14 protein-coding genes and 1 tRNA gene are annotated in these 16,932 nt (G+C 54.5%); 12 read left to right on the forward strand and 3 right to left on the reverse strand.

Translation table 11 applies throughout. The features are described from left to right. Window positions 1-27 precede the first annotated feature (27 nt). Together ACZ5BW_RS03065 and ACZ5BW_RS03070 are read right to left on the reverse strand one after the other, a co-directional pair. A complete protein-coding gene (locus ACZ5BW_RS03065; protein ID WP_464542402.1) occupies window positions 28-762 on the reverse strand; it encodes an ABC transporter permease in 735 nt (244 codons plus the stop codon). Beyond that, window positions 759-1,502, reverse strand: coding sequence for an ABC transporter ATP-binding protein (locus ACZ5BW_RS03070; RefSeq protein ID WP_464542404.1), 744 nt, complete (start codon window positions 1,500-1,502; stop codon window positions 759-761). Before ACZ5BW_RS03070 ends, ACZ5BW_RS03065 begins: the two co-directional genes overlap by 4 nt. A 224-nt stretch (window positions 1,503-1,726) precedes the next feature. Between ACZ5BW_RS03070 and ACZ5BW_RS03075 the strand changes: the two genes are divergently transcribed. From ACZ5BW_RS03075 to ychF, 8 genes are all read left to right on the forward strand, one after another. After that, entirely contained in the window at window positions 1,727-3,448 is a 1,722-nt protein-coding gene (locus ACZ5BW_RS03075; protein ID WP_464542406.1) for a tetratricopeptide repeat protein, read from the forward strand. 18 nt (window positions 3,449-3,466) lie between these two features. Then, on the forward strand, window positions 3,467-4,201 hold the full coding sequence (lolB, locus tag ACZ5BW_RS03080) for a lipoprotein insertase outer membrane protein LolB (RefSeq protein ID WP_464542408.1): 735 nt from the start codon (window positions 3,467-3,469) through the stop codon (window positions 4,199-4,201). Further along, the gene (gene ispE, locus ACZ5BW_RS03085; RefSeq protein WP_464542410.1) at window positions 4,176-5,060 is read left to right on the forward strand and encodes a 4-(cytidine 5'-diphospho)-2-C-methyl-D-erythritol kinase; all 885 of its coding nucleotides are present in this window, start codon (window positions 4,176-4,178) and stop codon (window positions 5,058-5,060) included. The genes lolB and ispE overlap by 26 nt, the downstream gene beginning before the upstream one ends. 1 nt (window position 5,061) lies before the next feature. Then, window positions 5,062-5,136, forward strand: a tRNA-Gln gene (locus ACZ5BW_RS03090). Window positions 5,137-5,247: 111 nt separating this feature from the next. After that, window positions 5,248-6,198 (forward strand): ribose-phosphate pyrophosphokinase, encoded by a 951-nt coding sequence (locus ACZ5BW_RS03095; protein WP_464542412.1) that lies wholly within the window; start codon window positions 5,248-5,250, stop codon window positions 6,196-6,198. Window positions 6,199-6,359: 161 nt separating this feature from the next. Continuing rightward, entirely contained in the window at window positions 6,360-7,043 is a 684-nt protein-coding gene (locus ACZ5BW_RS03100; protein WP_464542414.1) for a 50S ribosomal protein L25/general stress protein Ctc, read from the forward strand. Window positions 7,044-7,341: 298 nt separating this feature from the next. Then, the gene (gene pth / locus ACZ5BW_RS03105) at window positions 7,342-7,917 is read left to right on the forward strand and encodes an aminoacyl-tRNA hydrolase (protein ID WP_464542416.1); all 576 of its coding nucleotides are present in this window, start codon (window positions 7,342-7,344) and stop codon (window positions 7,915-7,917) included. 222 nt (window positions 7,918-8,139) lie between these two features. Further along, window positions 8,140-9,231, forward strand: coding sequence for a redox-regulated ATPase YchF (gene ychF, locus ACZ5BW_RS03110; RefSeq protein WP_464542419.1), 1,092 nt, complete (start codon window positions 8,140-8,142; stop codon window positions 9,229-9,231). A 241-nt stretch (window positions 9,232-9,472) separates the two neighbouring features. Here ychF and ACZ5BW_RS03115 read toward each other — a convergent pair whose 3' ends face one another. Next, window positions 9,473-9,685, reverse strand: a complete 213-nt coding sequence (locus tag ACZ5BW_RS03115) for a hypothetical protein (protein WP_464574183.1) — start codon at window positions 9,683-9,685, stop codon at window positions 9,473-9,475. A gap of 202 nt (window positions 9,686-9,887) precedes the next feature. Here ACZ5BW_RS03115 and ACZ5BW_RS03120 point away from each other — a divergent pair, with 202 nt between their 5' ends. Genes ACZ5BW_RS03120 through ACZ5BW_RS03135 form a run of 4 tightly spaced genes read left to right on the forward strand, consistent with a single transcriptional unit; the run spans window position 9,888 to window position 16,920 of the window. Next, complete coding sequence (locus ACZ5BW_RS03120) at window positions 9,888-12,881, forward strand: type I restriction endonuclease subunit R (RefSeq protein WP_464542424.1); 2,994 nt, start codon at window positions 9,888-9,890, stop codon at window positions 12,879-12,881. Continuing rightward, window positions 12,871-14,103: a restriction endonuclease subunit S gene (locus ACZ5BW_RS03125; protein WP_464542426.1), complete on the forward strand. Its 1,233-nt coding sequence runs from the start codon at window positions 12,871-12,873 to the stop codon at window positions 14,101-14,103. The genes ACZ5BW_RS03120 and ACZ5BW_RS03125 overlap by 11 nt, the downstream gene beginning before the upstream one ends. A gap of 37 nt (window positions 14,104-14,140) precedes the next feature. Next, window positions 14,141-15,316 (forward strand): AAA family ATPase, encoded by a 1,176-nt coding sequence (locus ACZ5BW_RS03130; RefSeq protein ID WP_464542428.1) that lies wholly within the window; start codon window positions 14,141-14,143, stop codon window positions 15,314-15,316. Further along, window positions 15,313-16,920: a type I restriction-modification system subunit M gene (locus ACZ5BW_RS03135; RefSeq protein WP_464542430.1), complete on the forward strand. Its 1,608-nt coding sequence runs from the start codon at window positions 15,313-15,315 to the stop codon at window positions 16,918-16,920. Before ACZ5BW_RS03130 ends, ACZ5BW_RS03135 begins: the two co-directional genes overlap by 4 nt. The last annotated feature ends 12 nt before the right edge of the window (window positions 16,921-16,932 follow it).

The raw sequence follows: 16,932 nt of genomic DNA on the forward strand, positions 1-16,932 counted from the left end.
GCAGTTTTTTCCTCTTGGGGAGCATACCTACCTGTACAGTTTCAGCCAGCGAACGGATAAGGCCAGAAAAAAGAAAATGAAAAGAGCAAAATAAGCGAGATCGAATGTATCGATCATTCCCCGGTTGAAATTTTCAAAATGAGCGAACGGGGACAAGCTGCGCGTTATGCCGTTTTCTCCGCTTTCAGCGTTATCCATGATCCATAGCGCGAAAAGTATGCAGAGCGCCGCTGCTCCCGCGATTGCAGGTTGGGTGCTGAGGCAGGAGATATATAACCCGAGCGCAACGAAACAAGCTGAGAGAAGCCACAGGCCAGCCACGTTACTCAGCAACAGGCCAAAATCCAGTCTGCCTCCCGCAAGCAGGGAAACCGTCAGTGCAACAATCAGGGCGATGATGGCCGAGAGAAAAACCATCAGGCCGAGAAACTTTCCCAGGACAATTTCCGTCATCGAAACAGGTGCGGAAATCAGGAAAGGCAAGGTGTGATTGCGGCGCTCCTCAGCAATGAGACGGGAGGTCAAAAGCGGCGTTATCATCAGCAGCACGACTGCACCTATGGAGAATAACGGAGCCGCAATTGCTTCGGTTGCTCCTGGCGGGTGGGCAATTCTTATCAGCTGCGGTTGAACCTGCAGGAAACTTTCAAGATTCGCCAGGTAAAACCAGGCGAATACCAGTTGCGCCAGCGCAAGTATTCCCCATGCCAAAGGGGACCCGAACAATACTCCCAGCTCCTTCCGGGCAATGATCGTAATCAAGTTTCAATTTTCTCCATGGTGGATTGCGAGAATATCTCTTCGAGCCGGGTTCCTTCCAGCTTCATCATATCCACCGAGCCCTCGAACACCTGCCGTCCGTGGTTGATGATCTGCACACGGTCGCACACGCTCTCAACCTCCGATAAGGCGTGTGTTGAAAAAATCACGCTTCTCATTGCGCCAAGTTCACGGATGAGTGCTCGGACGTCGCGCATCTGGTTGGGATCCAGCCCCGAGGTCGGTTCGTCGAGAATGATGACTGCCGGATCGTGAATGATGGCCTGAGCTATACCTGCGCGCTGCTGGTAGCCTTTTGACAGGGAGCCGATCAGTCGCCGGCGCACATTATCCAGTCCGCAACGTTCCACTGCCTTCCTGATTGCATCGTCTGTTTTTGAACGGGCGAGACGACGCAATTTTACCGCAAGCCGTAAATACTCATCTATCGTTAACTCCCGGTAGAGAGGGGGTATCTCCGGCAGATAGCCGATACAGGCTTTCGCCTTGAGTGTTTGCTTCTGCAAATCCATGCCGCAGATTTCGACCTTGCCGGTATTGAGAGCAAGATTCCCGGTGAGAAGGCGCATGATCGTCGTCTTGCCCGCGCCATTGGGTCCGAGGAGACCAAGTACTTCCCCTTGTCCCAGTTCCAGGCTGACCTCGTCAACGGCAATGCGAGCGCCAAAATAACGGCCCAGGCCATGCGCTGAAACGGTTTTCTGTTCTGTTTTTGCAGACATGACAAGATCAATGATTCAGGTTGGCGGATGGATCGAGTTCATTTTTCCATTTCAGTGGAAGGCAGTGCGCAACCGTGGAGCTGGCGCCTCCGGTAAATCCTTGCGGGCAGAGGTTACGGCTCAGGTGTCTACTTGTGATAAGCGTAAAATATACCTAATATGTGGGCTGTGCTGAAGGAACCCATCCATTTGCAGCCCCTTTTTCGAATCTTCCGGATTTCCGCATGAGTCTTAAAGTTCCCGGCGCATTATCGCTGCTCTTTCTTGCCGCCTGTTCATATCTTCCTGCCAAGACTTCTCTCAAGGCGGAAAAACCGGCAGAGAAGAAGGAATCAGAGCAGTCAAGATTACCCAATCAGGATTTGACCCCCTCCATGCTGTTCGATTTTCTGCTGGCGGAGACAGCGCTGCAGCGGGGCGACACGGAAATCGGTCTTCGTACTTATCTCAAGCTTGCAAAAAGCACTCAGGATCCGCGCGTGGCCCAGCGCGCCACGGAAGCCGCGCTCCAGGCGCGTCAGCCGGCATTCGCCCTCGAAGCGGCAAGAATCTGGACAGAGCTCGATCCGGAATCGATTCCAGCCCGTCAGATGATGGCTGCATTGCTGGTGCATTTTGACAGATTGGATGAAGCCCGTCCCCATCTGGAAAAATTGCTGGCGGTTGCGGGAGACAAGATCGATGATGCTTTCATGCAACTGAACAGCCTGCTGGTGCGCAGTCCCAACAAGAGTGCAATCTTCGAACTGGTAAAGCAGCTCGCGCAACCTTATCCCGATCTGCCGGAAGCGCATTTTGCCGAGTCCCAGGCGGCGTGGTTTGCCGAGCGTTTCGATACCGCTCTGGAAGAAATGAAAAAAGCGCTGGCGCTGCGGCCGGAGTGGGAGATGGCGGCAATTTACGAAGGACGTATCCTGGCGCGCGAATCCAATGCTCGCGCAATCGAATTTTTCGACGATTATCTCAAGCGCTATCCCAAAGCCAATGATACACGTATTACCTATGCACGCTTGCTGCTGGCTGAAAGAGATTATAGCAAAGCCCGGGAGCAGTTCCAGAAATTGCTGACAGAAAATCCGGATAACCCGGATGTTGCCGTTGCCGTCGGCCTGTTATCCCTGGAGTTACAGAACTACGATGTAGCCGAGTCGAATTTCAAAAGAGCGCTGGAACTGGGTTATCGGGACCCGGGAATGGTGCGCTTTTATCTCGGCGGCATCAGTGAAAAAAAACAGCAGATTCCCCAGGCGTTGAACTGGTATCGTTCGGTTACGGATGGAACCCAGTTTATCCCGGCACAGATCAAATATGCCATACTATTGAGCAGAGCGGGCAGAATGAAGGAGGGTCTCCAGCATTTGCAGCAACTGCCGGTGGCCAATGACCAGCAGCGCGCACAGGTAATCATCGCCGAGGCGCAATTGTTGCGCGAGTCAGGCGCTTACAGGAAAGCTTTTCAGCTCCTGAGCAGCGGTCTTGAAAAACTTCCCGATTCCCCCGAACTGCTTTATGACCGTGCCCTGGCTGCGGAGAAAGTAGGCAAGGCGGATATCATGGAGCAGGATCTGCGTAAATTGATCCGACTGAGGCCCGACCATGCCCACGCCTACAATGCCCTGGGTTACGGTATTGCCGAACACTCCAGCCGGCGCCTGCCGGAGGCGCTGGAACTGATCGAGAAAGCGATCAAGCTTTCTCCTGTCGATCCCTACATCATCGACAGCCTGGGATGGGTGCACTATCGCATGGGGGACATCAACCAGGCATTAAGCTACCTGCGACAGGCGTTTGCAATGAATCCCGATCCGGAAATCGCTGCTCACCTGGGGGAAGTGTTGTGGGTGCAGGGAATGAAGGACGAAGCGAAAGAGATCTGGCAGACGGCGCTCAAGAATCATCCCGGCAACGAAGCGTTGATTAGCGTGATGAAGAAGTTCATGAAGTAGCGTGAGGGTGGGATAGAGATGCCCTGCGTTGATTCGCAGCCTGTTCGCTCTGTGAACCCGGCTTGTCCGAAGTTGAAAGATTTCGGAAGATTTTCCCTGTCCTGCCTTGGCTCCTTTCTCTCCTTGCGCTCCTTTCGCTCATGGCATCTTATTTTTCTGGCACCTGCTTTTTTTTCCGCTTGTGCGACCCTTGCTCCAGAAGAAAAGAATATAGCCAGCACTGTTATCATGGAACCCGGCGCGATGGAAGCGAAAAGCGAAGGCTTCCGGCTGATCGGCAGGGTATCGGTGAAAGAAGGCAGAGACGGTTTTTCCGGTGGAGTTCAGTGGCGCCACGTGCAGGACAGCGATCAGATTCTCCTTCTCTCCCCCATAGGTCAGGCTGTCGGGCAGATTGAGCGCACAGCCGATGGCGTGTCTCTGATAACTGCCGAGCAGGAACATTATTACGCCGATAATGTGGAAGAACTCACAGAACGGGTATTGGGCTGGCGCCTGCCACTCTCGGGCTTGCAGTACTGGGTGCAAGGCACGAATTCGCCGGACACCCCGTCCGAAGTCGACCTTGATATTGCAGGCCGCGTGGCATCCATTCGTCAGAACGGATGGGAAATCACCTACGCAGGCTACTCGCCGGCGGCAGCTGCGGAAACTCCACAGCCAGAGGTCGCGCGTGCCAGGCTGCTGACACTTAACCGTAACGGTCTGCGGATAAGGCTGGTAATAGATGAATGGAATGCTGTCGACGACTGAAGCGGATTCGCAGGCGGAACTGACCTGTCCTGCGCCTGCCAAGCTCAATCTGTTCCTGCACGTGGTGGGACGCAGGGAGGATGGGTACCATCTTCTGCAAACCGTTTTCCGCCTGGTGGATTTCGCCGACCAGCTCCATTTCGGGCTACGCGCGGACGGTGTGATCAGGCTGCATACGCCTACTCCGGAGGTGCCGGAAGAGCAGGATTTGTGCGTGCGCGCGGCAAAGCTTCTGCAACGGGAAAGCGGTGCTTCCTGGGGGGTGGATATTTTTCTGGAAAAGCGCATCCCGATGGGTGGCGGCCTGGGGGGCGGCAGTTCGGATGCAGCCACGACCTTGCTGGCGCTCAACCGCTTGTGGAAGCTGGACTGGCACCGGAACCAGCTTTTGAAACTGGCTCCGGCGCTGGGCGCGGACGTTCCCGTATTCGTTTTCGGTGGAAATGCCTTTGCCGAAGGCATCGGCGAAAAACTCCTGCCGATCGCGCTGCCCCCGGCATGGTACCTGGTACTCACGCCCCCTGTGCACGTCTCAACGGCACAGGTTTTTTCGAGTAAGGAATTGACACGAAACACGATTCCGATCAAAATACCGCCCTTTTCCACCGAGCAAGGACATAATGATCTCGAGCCGGTGGTATGTGCCTCATACCCAGAGGTGGCACGCCATCTCGAGTGGCTGCGGCAACTTGAGGGTGCGAGGATGGCTGCCATGACGGGTTCGGGCGCGTGCGTTTTTGCCGAGTTTGCAACCGAATCCGGGGCCAGGGCGGCGCTGGGGAAGGTTCCATACGGTATGAAGGGTTTTGTGGCGCAGGGACTTGATCGCCATCCCTTGCATGATTTTGCAGAACAATAATTGGGGAGTCGCCAAGTGGTAAGGCACCGGATTTTGATTCCGGCATTCGTAGGTTCGATCCCTACCTCCCCAGCCAGCTTTAAGCTCCATGATCGTCCGGGCTGGCCTGCCGCCAGTCCCTGTTCGCTCCCATGAATTTCCCATCTGCCGGTTCCATTGGTTCCGCGTTTGACTTTTAGGTTTCCTCATGGCCTACGATAGCTTGATGGTTTTCACGGGTAACGCCAATCCCAAGCTGGCGCAGGATGTCGTGCGGCACCTCAATCTTCGCATCGGCCGTGCCACGGTGGGCCGTTTCAGCGATGGCGAAGTAATGGTGGAAATCCTCGAGAATGTCCGCGGCAAGGATGTATTCGTCCTGCAATCCACCTGCATGCCCACCAACGATACGCTGATGGAATTGCTGGTGCTGGTGGATGCGCTAAAGCGCGCCTCCGCGTCGCGAATCACCGCCGCGATGCCTTATTTCGGGTATGCCCGCCAGGACAGGCGCCCGCGCTCGGTGCGGGTACCCATCACAGCCAAGGTAGTGGCAAACATGCTGACCAGTGTCGGCATAGACCGGTTGCTGACGATGGATCTGCATTCGGACCAGATCCAGGGGTTTTTTGACATACCCGTGGATAACATCTACAGCATGCCGATCCTGCTGGGCGATCTCTGGAAAAATGATTTCAAGAATCTGGTAGTGGTTTCTCCTGATGTCGGGGGAGTAGTGCGTGCGCGCCAGATGGCCAAACGGCTCGAATGCGATCTTGCCATCATCGACAAGCGGCGTCCCAAAGCGAATGTAGCAAAGGTGATGAATATCATCGGCGAGGTGGACGGGCGCACCTGTGTGATCATGGACGACATGGTGGATACCGCCAATACCCTGTGCGAAGCAGCGCGTGCGCTCAAGGAGCAGGGAGCGGAACGCGTGCTGGCTTATTGCACGCATCCGGTGCTGTCGGGCAGTGCTGTGGAGCGGATCGAGAATTCCGCCCTGGACAAGCTCGTTGTCACCGACACCATTCCGCTGCGGGAGGATGCCAGGGCATGTGCCCGCATAGAGCAGTTGAGCGTGGCAAGCCTGCTAGCGGAAACGATGCTCAGGATCAGTAACGAAGATTCCGTGAGTTCGCTTTTCATGGAGTAACGCGAGTTCCAGGCATTACACATTATATATCGGCATGAAGAAGCAAAACGGGAAGCAAGGCTGACAGCGAATAGCCCGAGATTTGAACAGGGTAGGGCAATATACAGGTTTATTAATCGGATTCATCTGGTCGCGGATGATCCACATTCTGGAGAAAGTAGATGCAAATTGAAGTCAGCGCCGATAAGCGCGAATTGCAGGGCAAAGGTGCGAGCCGCCGCCTGCGGGGTTCCGGCAAAGTGCCGGGAATCATCTATGGTGGAGAAAACCCGGCGCAACCGATCGAGCTCGATCACAACGATCTTTATCACCAGCTCAAACTGGAAGCCTTTCATGCCTCCATCCTGACGATGAGCGTGGAGGGACAGAAAGAAAAGGTGCTGCTGCGGGATATACAGATGCACCCCTTCAAGCCCCAGGTGCTGCATATCGACTTTCAGCGTGTCGCTTCGAACAAGAAAATCCATATGAAAGTGCCCTTGCACTTCATCAACGAAGATATTGCCCCAGGAGTGAAACTGGCCGGCGGACTGGTGAGCCACGTGCTTACCGAACTGGATGTTTCCTGCCTGCCCAAGGATCTGCCTGAATTCATTTCCGTCGATGTGGGTGAACTTGCAGCCGGAAATACCATACACCTGAGCAACCTGCAGTTGCCGGAAGGAGTTGAAATTCCGTCGCTGATAAAAGGTGAAGACCTCCCTGTGGCCACCATCGCCATTCCACGTGCGGTAGCGGCTGAGGAAGCGGCCGGCATAGCAGCGGGAGACATACCCACCTCCGTACAGAAGAAAGAAGGCGTCGCCAAGGAAGGCGAGAAAAAAGACGCAGGAAAGAAAAAATAGGGGCAGCCCCGCGGAGGCGGAGCAGTGCCTTCCGCAGGAAGGTGCGACCCGGAGCGGGGCTATAAGCGCCCCAAGCGCCAGTTAGCGCCTTAAATGTGGCCTGACTACCGTTTCTGTTGTTTAGAGCAAGTGGGGGCGCTGGCGAGGAGGGAGGAGCAGTGCCTTCCGCAGGAAGGTGCGAGTGGAATCACAGCATCCGCCTCAGTGCAGCATTTACCGGCATCACATCAGTTTTTCAGCCCGTCGGAGTCATTCTGGCTTCGCGGGCTTTTCGTTTTGATGATTTGGATTACATTCAGTGAAGCTCATCGTCGGTCTTGGCAATCCAGGTAGGGAATATGCGGCAACACGCCATAATGCCGGCGCCTGGTGGGTAGCGCGCCTGGCGGATCAATTGAGCGTCACGCTGAAGGCCGATGCGAAGTTTCACGGCTTGTGCGCTCGAATCGGGCGAGACGATTCTGAATCCTGGTTGCTCAATCCCCAGACCTACATGAACGCCAGCGGAAGGGCAGTGGCTGCGTTGTGCCGTTTCTACCGGATTCAGCCTGAACAGATGCTCGTAGTGCACGACGAACTGGACTTGCCACCGGGCGTTTCCAGGCTGAAGCTCGACGGCGGACTGGGCGGTCACAACGGCTTGAAAGACATTGTCGCGCAACTCGGTACCAGGGAGTTCTGGCGCCTGCGGATCGGCATCGGCCATCCGGGAGAAAAGCATGCCGTCGTGAATTACGTATTGCAGCCCCCGCGCAAGGAAGAAGCGGCGCTGATCGATACTGCCATAAACGACAGCCTGGAAGTCTGGCCCCTCATCGCAGAAGGCAATTATCAGGCCGCAATGATGAAGCTGCATACCCAGAAGCAAAGCTGATATTTCAAAGCTGACATTGAGTTGGACAGTTTCGTTCCTCTTGATTCTACCTTCTCTATCGTTCACCCTGAGCCTGTCGAAGGGTCGAATGCGTTCGGGAAAGACCTCCAGGGAGGACTGTCAAAAAACGGGTATTTAGCTGCTGCCTGAGAATGACGGAACAAACTCTCATACCCCTTTAACCATCACAGCGCGCCTTAAAACGAGTAACCAAATCAAACCATGAGCCTGAAATGCGGTATCGTTGGCTTGCCCAACGTCGGAAAATCCACCCTCTTCAATGCCCTCACCAAGGCTGGCATAGCTGCCGAGAACTATCCCTTCTGCACCATCGAACCGAATGTCGGCATCGTCGAAGTTCCCGACTCTCGTCTGGCTGAACTTGCTGCAATCGTCAAGCCGCAAAAGGTGCAGTCCGCAGTGGTTGAATTCGTCGATATTGCCGGTCTTGTCGCAGGTGCCTCGAAGGGAGAAGGGCTGGGCAACAAGTTTCTTGCCACCATCCGTGAAACCGACGGCATCATCAACATGGTGCGCTGCTTCAAGAATGACAACGTCGTGCACGTCTCCGGCAAGGTCGATCCTATCTCGGATATCGAAACCATACAGACTGAACTTGCACTCGCCGATCTGGCTACTGTCGAAAAGGTGCTGCAACGGGAAACCAAGCTCGCCAGGTCCGGTGACAAGGAAGCGGTCAAGTTCGTGGCGCTGCTCGAAAAGGTAAGGGAGCATCTCGACCAGGGCAAGCCGGTCAGAAGCCTTGGATTGGATAAAGAACAACAGGAACTGCTCAAACCGCTATGCCTGCTCACAGCCAAACCCGCCATTTATGTAGCGAACGTGGACGAAAAAGGATTCACCGACAATCCGCTGCTCACCCGCGTGGAAGAGTACGCGGCAGGCGAGGGCGCGCCTGTCGTTGCCATCTGTGCCGCCCTCGAATCCGAAATTGCCGAGATGCCGGATGAAGACAAGCAGGTTTTTCTCGCCGACATGAACCTGGAAGAACCGGGGCTCAACCGCCTGGTGCGTGCAGCTTATCAACTGCTGGGGTTGCAGACCTACTTTACCGCCGGGGTGAAAGAAGTGCGCGCCTGGACCATATCAAAAGGCGATACTGCGCCCCAGGCCGCTGCTGTCATCCATACCGATTTCGAAAAGGGTTTTATCCGTGCCGAAGTCATCAGCTATGACGATTTCATTGCCTCTAAAGGTGAGCAGGGCGCCAAGGAAGCAGGCAAGATGCGGCTTGAAGGGAAGGAATATGTCGTCAAGGATGGGGACGTGATGCATTTCAGGTTCAATGTTTAGGCGATTCCAGGATTACTGGAAGCCTTGATGGATTTATTATTGATCCGGCCAGAAAATACTATGAATCTCGTCATTCCAGGCTTGACCCGGAATCCAGCCCAAACCAATTCGGGACTTGATGAAGCTGGGCATTCTGATGGAAATCACCGGTCAGCAGAGAGGTCGCGTATATGCGTTCAATCGTTACCTTCGCCTGTTCGTTAGTTAAAGAAAAGGCCTTTTCTTTAACTAACGAAATCACTTAGGAAAAATTGAGCGTCGTTTCATGACCCAAATCAGCGAAAACACCTTCGAATCCTGTTTTGAGCAGATGCTTGCCGCAGGAGACTGGCTGCCGGGTATTGCTGCCAAGAACTATTCCTTCTGCACCATCGATGAATGTCACCATGTCACGTCTAAAGGATAGAGCCCTTTCCATTCGCACTTCTACCGAGATCAAGTAACTGCTGCGCATGGCTGCTGAGCGCGAACGCTATTTAGTTACATCCATGATTGAGCTCCTGGTGTTAGCTAGAGTACGCGCGAGCACAGGGCTGAAGCCGGATCTGGATGGATGTGAAGCGATAAGAAAGATTTTTGATATGGGTGCCGCAGCAGCCAAGAGTCGCACCATTGGTTAACGATGAACAGGTCCGCTCGGCACTATGGATGAATTGATGATCACCACCGAAAACCAGATCGAGCAGGATTTGATCGCCAAGCTGACCGATCTCAAGTACACCCTTCGTCCCGACATCCGGGACCGCGCTACGCTGGAAAAGAACTTTCGCGAAAAGTTCGAGGATCTCAACCGAGTTCATCTAACCGACAGCGAGTTTCAGCGCCTTCTTGATAGCGTAACCACGCCTGACGTCTATAACGCTGCCCAGACGCTGCGCAACATAAACAACTTCGAGCGCGACGACGGTACCCCGCTCAACTACACGCTGGTCAACATCCGGGACTGGTGCAAGAACCACTTCGAGGTGGTTAATCAGTTGCGCATCAACACCGATAATAGCCATCACCGTTACGACGTGATGCTGCTCATCAACGGCGTGCCGGTGGTGCAGATCGAGCTCAAGACGCTGGCCGTCAGCCCGCGCCGGGCCATGCAGCAGATCATTGATTACAAGAGCGATCCCGGCAACGGCTATGGAAAGACGCTGCTGTGCTTCATCCAGCTCTTTATCGTCAGCAACCGCACAGATACCTGGTACTTCGCCAACAACAACGCGCGCCACTTCAGCTTCAACGCTGACGAGCGTTTCCTGCCCGTTTACAAGTTCGCGAGCGAAGACAACAAGAAGATCAGGCAGCTGGACAGCTTCGCCGAGAAGTTTCTGGCCAAGTGCACCTTAGGCCAGATGATCAGTCGCTACATGGTGCTGGTGGCCAGCGAGCAAAAGCTACTGATGATGCGACCCTACCAGATCTATGCAGTCACGGCTATCCTGGACTGCATCCATCAGAACTGCGGCAATGGCTATATCTGGCACACCACCGGCAGTGGCAAGACGCTCACCTCGTTCAAGGCTTCCACGCTGCTCAAGGACAACCCGGACATCGACAAGTGCCTGTTCGTGGTGGACCGCAAGGACCTTGATCGTCAGACGCGCGAGGAATTCAACCGCTTCCAGGAAGGCTGCGTCGAAGAAAACACCAACACCGAAACTCTGGTGCGCCGCCTGCTGTCCGACGATTACGCCGATAAGGTCATCGTCACCACCATCCAGAAGCTTGGTCTCGCACTCGATGGCACGAACAAGCGCAACTACAAGGAGCGCCTCGAGTCGTTGCGCAACCAGCGTATGGTGTTCATCTTTGACGAATGCCATCGCTCACAATTCGGCGAGAACCACAAGGCCATCAAGGAGTTCTTCCCCAAGGCGCAGCTGTTCGGCTTCACCGGCACACCCATCTTCGATCAGAACGCCAGCTATCAGCAGATCGAAGGCCAGCAGGGGAGCTTCCGCACCACCGACGACCTGTTCCAGCGCTGCCTTCATCAGTACACCATCACCCACGCCATCGAAGACCGCAACGTTTTGCGCTTTCATGTCGATTACTTCAAGCCCGAGGGCAAGAACCCGCCCAAACCGGGAGAAGGACTGAAGAAGGGAAAGGTCATCGACACCATTCTCGCCAAGCATGATGTTGCCACCGCGCGGCGCAAGTTCAATGCAGTGCTGGCTACCGCGTTGATTAACGACGCCATCGAGTATTTCGAGACTTTCAAGAATATCCAGGCCAAGAAGCAAGCTGAAGACGAAAGCTTCCAGCCGCTGAACGTGGCCTGCGTGTTCTCACCGCCCGCCGAAGGCAACAAGGATGTGCAGCAGATTCAGGAAGACCTGCCGCAGGAGAAGGAAGACAACCAGCAGGACCCGGAAGGAAAAAAGGCCGCGCTCACCCGCATCATCGACGACTACAATACCCGCTTTGGCACCAACCATCGCATCGGCGAGTTCGACCTGTACTATCAGGATGTGCAAAAGCGCATCAAGGATCAGCAATATTCAAATGAAGATTTGCGCAAAGCTGACCCAGAAGGAAAATACGCACACAAGATCGACATCACCATCGTGGTGGACATGCTGCTCACCGGCTTCGATTCCAAGTACCTGAATACCTTGTACGTGGACAAAAATCTTAAGCACCACGGTCTGATCCAGGCGTTCTCGCGCACCAACCGCGTGCTCAACGACAGCAAGCCCTATGGCAACATCCTTGACTTCCGCCAGCAGCAGAAGCCGGTGGAAGAGGCCATCACCCTGTTCTCTGGCGAGAAAATCGACAACCCGCGCGAAATCTGGCTGGTGGACCCGGCGCCCAAGGTCATCGACAGCCTGCAAGCCGCCACCCAAAAACTGGCCGATTTCATGCACTCGCAAGGGCTGACCCACGCGCCGGAAGACGTGGCCAACCTCAAGGGTGATGCCGCGCGCAGCCAGTTCGTCAACCTGTTCAAGGAAGTGCAGCGTCTCAAGACCCAGCTTGACCAGTACACGGACCTGAGCGAGGAACAGAAAATGCAGATCGATCACATCGCGCCGCCCGCCCAGTTGCAAGGCTTCAAAGGTGTGTACCTGGAAACCGCCAAGCGGCTCAAGGAACAGCAGGACAAGCAAGGTGACCAGGCCACGCCCGAGGTGCAGCAACTCGACTTCGAGTTCGTGCTCTTTGCCTCGGCGTTGATCGACTACGACTACATCATGGGCCTGATCGCCCGCATGACGCAGCAGAAGCCTGGCAAGCTCACGCTCAACCGCGAGCAACTCATTGGCCTGATCCAGTCCGACGCCAAATTCATCGACGAGCGCGAGGACATTGCCGAATACATCCGCGGGCTGCCCGTGGGCGAGGCGCTGGACGAAAAGCAAATCCGCGCCGGTTACGAGCGCTTCAAAACGGAGAAGAAAACCCGAGAACTCACCGACATCGCCACCAGGCACGGGCTGGCTGCCGATGCACTACAAGCCTTTGTGGACGAGGTACTGCGCCGCCGCATCTTTGACGGCGAAGCCCTGAGCGAGTTGATGGCCCCGCTGGATCTGGGCTGGAAGGCGCGCACCCAAAAGGAACTGGCGCTAATGGAAGACCTGACGCCGCTGCTGCACAAACTGGCCCAGGGGCGCGAGATTTCGGGGCTGAGTGCGTATGAGCAATAAGGAAATGGGCGCGATGAGGGAACAGAACAATGAAAAACGGGCACTGGTGCCACGATTGCGATTTCCTGAGTTTCAGGGCGCGGGGGAGTGGAAGGCTGAACCGCTTCGAAGATTAGCAAAACGATGCGCTAGCAAGAATGCTACAGGTGAACATAATCGTGTGCTGACTAATTCAGCCGAATACGGGGTTGTAAACCAGCGTGATTACTTCGACAAAGACATTGCAAATCAAAGAAACCTTGAAGGCTATTACATCGTTGAAAAAGAGGATTACGTTTATAACCCCAGAATCTCGGTAACTGCCCCAGTTGGGCCGATCTCCAAGAACAAGGTTGGTACGGGAGTAATGTCTCCCCTGTATACGGTTTTTAGATTTTTCCACAACGACAACGACTTTTACACCCATTATTTCAAATCGACGCATTGGCATCACTACATGCGTCAATCTTCTAGCACTGGAGTAAGGCACGACCGCATGAGCATCACGAACGATGACTTCATGGGGTTGCCTCTACCTGTTTCAACACCGAAAGAACAACAAAAAATCGCCGACTGCCTGTCTTCCCTCGACAAACTGATCACAGCAGAAACTCAAAGGCTGGACATCTTCAAGGCTCACAAGAAGGGCCTGATGCAACAGCTTCTTCCTCGCGAGGGCGAAACCATCCCTCGCCTACGCTTTCCTCAGTTTCAGGATGCGAATGCGTGGAAGGAGGTTGCACTTTCAACGCAGGTTGATCTCATCTCAGGGCTTCACCTTGCACCAGACGAGTATGCGGACGCCGGAGAGGTTCCGTACTTCACAGGGCCATCAGATTATGCAAATGATCCGGCTTTGGTCAGCAAATGGACTTCGCGCGGTGCAAATATAGGGCATGCGGGAGATACCCTTATAACTGTCAAGGGCAGTGGCGTGGGTGAATTGCTGTATCTAGTACTTGATGAAGTAGCAATGGGGCGTCAGTTGATGACCGTCAGGTCACGCGGTTTGCACGGAGGGTTTGTGTTTCATTTTCTGGCGGCGCAGCGGCAATGGTTGATTGCGTTGGCCTCTGGCAATCTCATTCCAGGACTTTCACGGGGTGACATCTTAGGCCTCAAGGTGTCAGTTCCGGAACGAGATGAGCAAAAAACAATTGCCGACTGCCTGTCATCCGTTGACGATCTAATCGCCGCCAAAGCCCGAAAAATAGCCGTCCTCAAGCCCACAAGAAGGGCCTGATACAGCAGCTTTTCCCGGTGCTGGATGAGGTACATGCATGAAGCTGGGCCTCCCCTTCGCTGACCTGCCTAGGCTGGCGGCCCATCTGCGGCAGGAGCTGGAGAACAAGAAGACCATCCTGCTTTATGCCTACAACGGCACTGGCAAGACGCGCCTGTCCATGACTTTCAAGGATTCGGGCAAAAAGACGATTCAGCGCCCTATGACTGTGAACGACCATGTCAATCAGCCGCTCACAATTACCGAGACCATAGGCGATACGCTCTACTTCAACGCCTTCACCGAGGACCTGTTTCACTGGAACAATGACCCAAATGGCGACAGCAACCACCGGCTGACGCTCAATGCGACCTCACGCTTCTTTGCCGGCCTGGCCGAACTGGAAATGGACAACCGCATCCGTCCGCTGCTGCAACGCTACGCGGATTTCGATTTTCGCATCGACACCGAGGAATGGGTGGTGCGTTTCTCGCGCACGGTGGACGAGCAGGTCATCGACAATATCAAGGTGTCGCGTGGCGAGGAAAACATCTTTATCTGGTGCTTCTTCTTGGCCATTGTTGATTTGGCAATGGACTCTGACATAGAGGTGTATAGGTGGGTGAAATACATCTATATCGACGACCCCATTTCCTCACTGGACGAGCACAACGCGATCACTGTCGCCAACCACTTGGCCAAATTTCTTGCGAGAAAAGATCATTCCATCAGGACAGTCATTTCATCACACCACACATTATTCTTTAATGTTTTGTGGAACGAACTGCGGACGATTGATAGGAAGAATTTTGCACCTCACTTTCTATCTCGATCACGAAAAACTGGTGATTACCACCTTTCCTATACTGGCGATACGCCATTTTTCCATCATCTGGCGTTGTTGGAAGAGATTTGCCGGGCCAAAGAATCCGGTGAGCTTTACACGCACCACTTCAATGCCTTGCGCAGCTTGTTGGAAAAATCCTCCATCTTTCATGGTTACGAGAAATTCTCCGTCTGCATCAAGAAGCAAGAAGAGGATGATCCTGACGAAACGCTGTATGCGAGACTCGTCCAGATCATGAATCACGGAAATTATTCTTTTTATGACCCGGTAGAAATGCTGCCCGAAAATAAGGAGCACTTCGAAAAGGTTCTGGCTGATTTTCTCGACTTCTATCCATTCAACTCCGCATTGCTGATGAAAGAGACCAAGCAGGAAGAAGCGTCATGACCGATCTTGAAAAACAAAAGCTGGGCAAAACCCTCTGGGCCATTGCCGACCAACTGCGCGGCGCCATGAACGCGGACGACTTCCGCGACTACATGCTGGCGCTTCTGTTCCTGCGATATCTGTCCGATAACTACGAGGCTGCCGCGAAAAAGGAGCTAGGGCTGGACTACCCTCAACAGCTCGACAGCTCGGTGTCCACGCCGTTGCAGCGCTGGTATGAAAGCAATCAGGAGGATGTCTCCGAGTTCGAGAAACAGATGCGCCGTAAGGTGCACTATGTGATCGAGCCGCAATACCTGTGGGGTAATATTGCCGAGATGGCACGCACGCAGGATATGATGCTCCTCAACACGTTGCAAAGTGGCTTTGGCTACATCGAGAATGAATCCTTCGCCAGCGCCTTTCGTGGGCTGTTTTCGGAGATCAACCTGGCGTCCGACAAGCTCGGGAAAAATTACGACGAGCGCAATGCACGCCTGTGCAAGATCATCAGCGAAATCGCCAAAGGGCTGAGGCAGTTCTCCGCCGGCAGCGATACCCTGGGCGATGCCTATGAATACCTGATCGGCCAGTTTGCCGCAGGCAGCGGCAAGAAGGCGGGTGAGTTTTATACGCCGCAGCCGATTTCCAGCATTCTCTCGGCCATCGTCACGCTGGACGGCCAAGAGCCAGCGACGGGGCAACGCAGGCATCTGGACAGCGTGCTGGACTTTGCCTGCGGGTCCGGCTCACTACTCTTGAATGTGCGCCACCGCATGGGGCAGCACGGCATCGGCAAGATTTACGGGCAGGAAAAGAACATTACCACCTACAACCTGGCGCGCATGAACATGCTGCTTCACGGTGTGAAGGACTCTGAATTTGACATCATCCATGGCGACACCCTGCTCAACGAGTGGGACATGTTGCGGGAGACCAACCCGGCCAAGATGTCGAAGTTTGACGCCGTGGTGGCCAACCCACCATTTAGCTACCGCTGGGAGCCTTCTGAGGCAATAAGCGAGGACGTGCGTTTCAAGAACTACGGCTTGGCGCCGAAGTCCGCCGCCGATTTCGCCTTTTTGTTGCATGGCTTCCATTTCCTGAAGCAGGATGGTGTGATGGCCATCATCCTGCCGCATGGCGTGCTGTTCCGTGGCGGCGTGGAGACGCGCATCCGCACCAAGCTGCTCAAGGACGGTCATATCGACACGGTGATTGGTTTGCCCGCTAATTTGTTCTTCTCCACTGGAATTCCGGTCTGCATCCTGGTGCTGAAGAAGTGCAAGAAACCGGACGACGTGTTATTCATCAACGCCGCTAAGGGCTTCAAGAAGGGCAAGCGGCAAAACCAACTGCTGTCCGAGCACATCGACAAGATCATTGATGTCTACCAGCACCGCAAGGAAGAGATGCATTATTCGCGGCGGGTGAGGATGGAGGAGATCGAGAAAAACGATTTCAACCTGAATATCTCCCGCTATGTGAGCACGGCAGAGTCCGAGGAGGAGATCGATCTCAAAGCGGTGCATGGAGAACTGGTTTCGCTGGACAAGAAAATCAGGACGGCCACTGAACACCACAATGAGTTCCTCAAGGAGCTTGGCTTGCCGTTGTTACCGTGATGCATTTGTCCC

The organism is Nitrosospira sp. TNL300 (assembly GCF_055385915.1).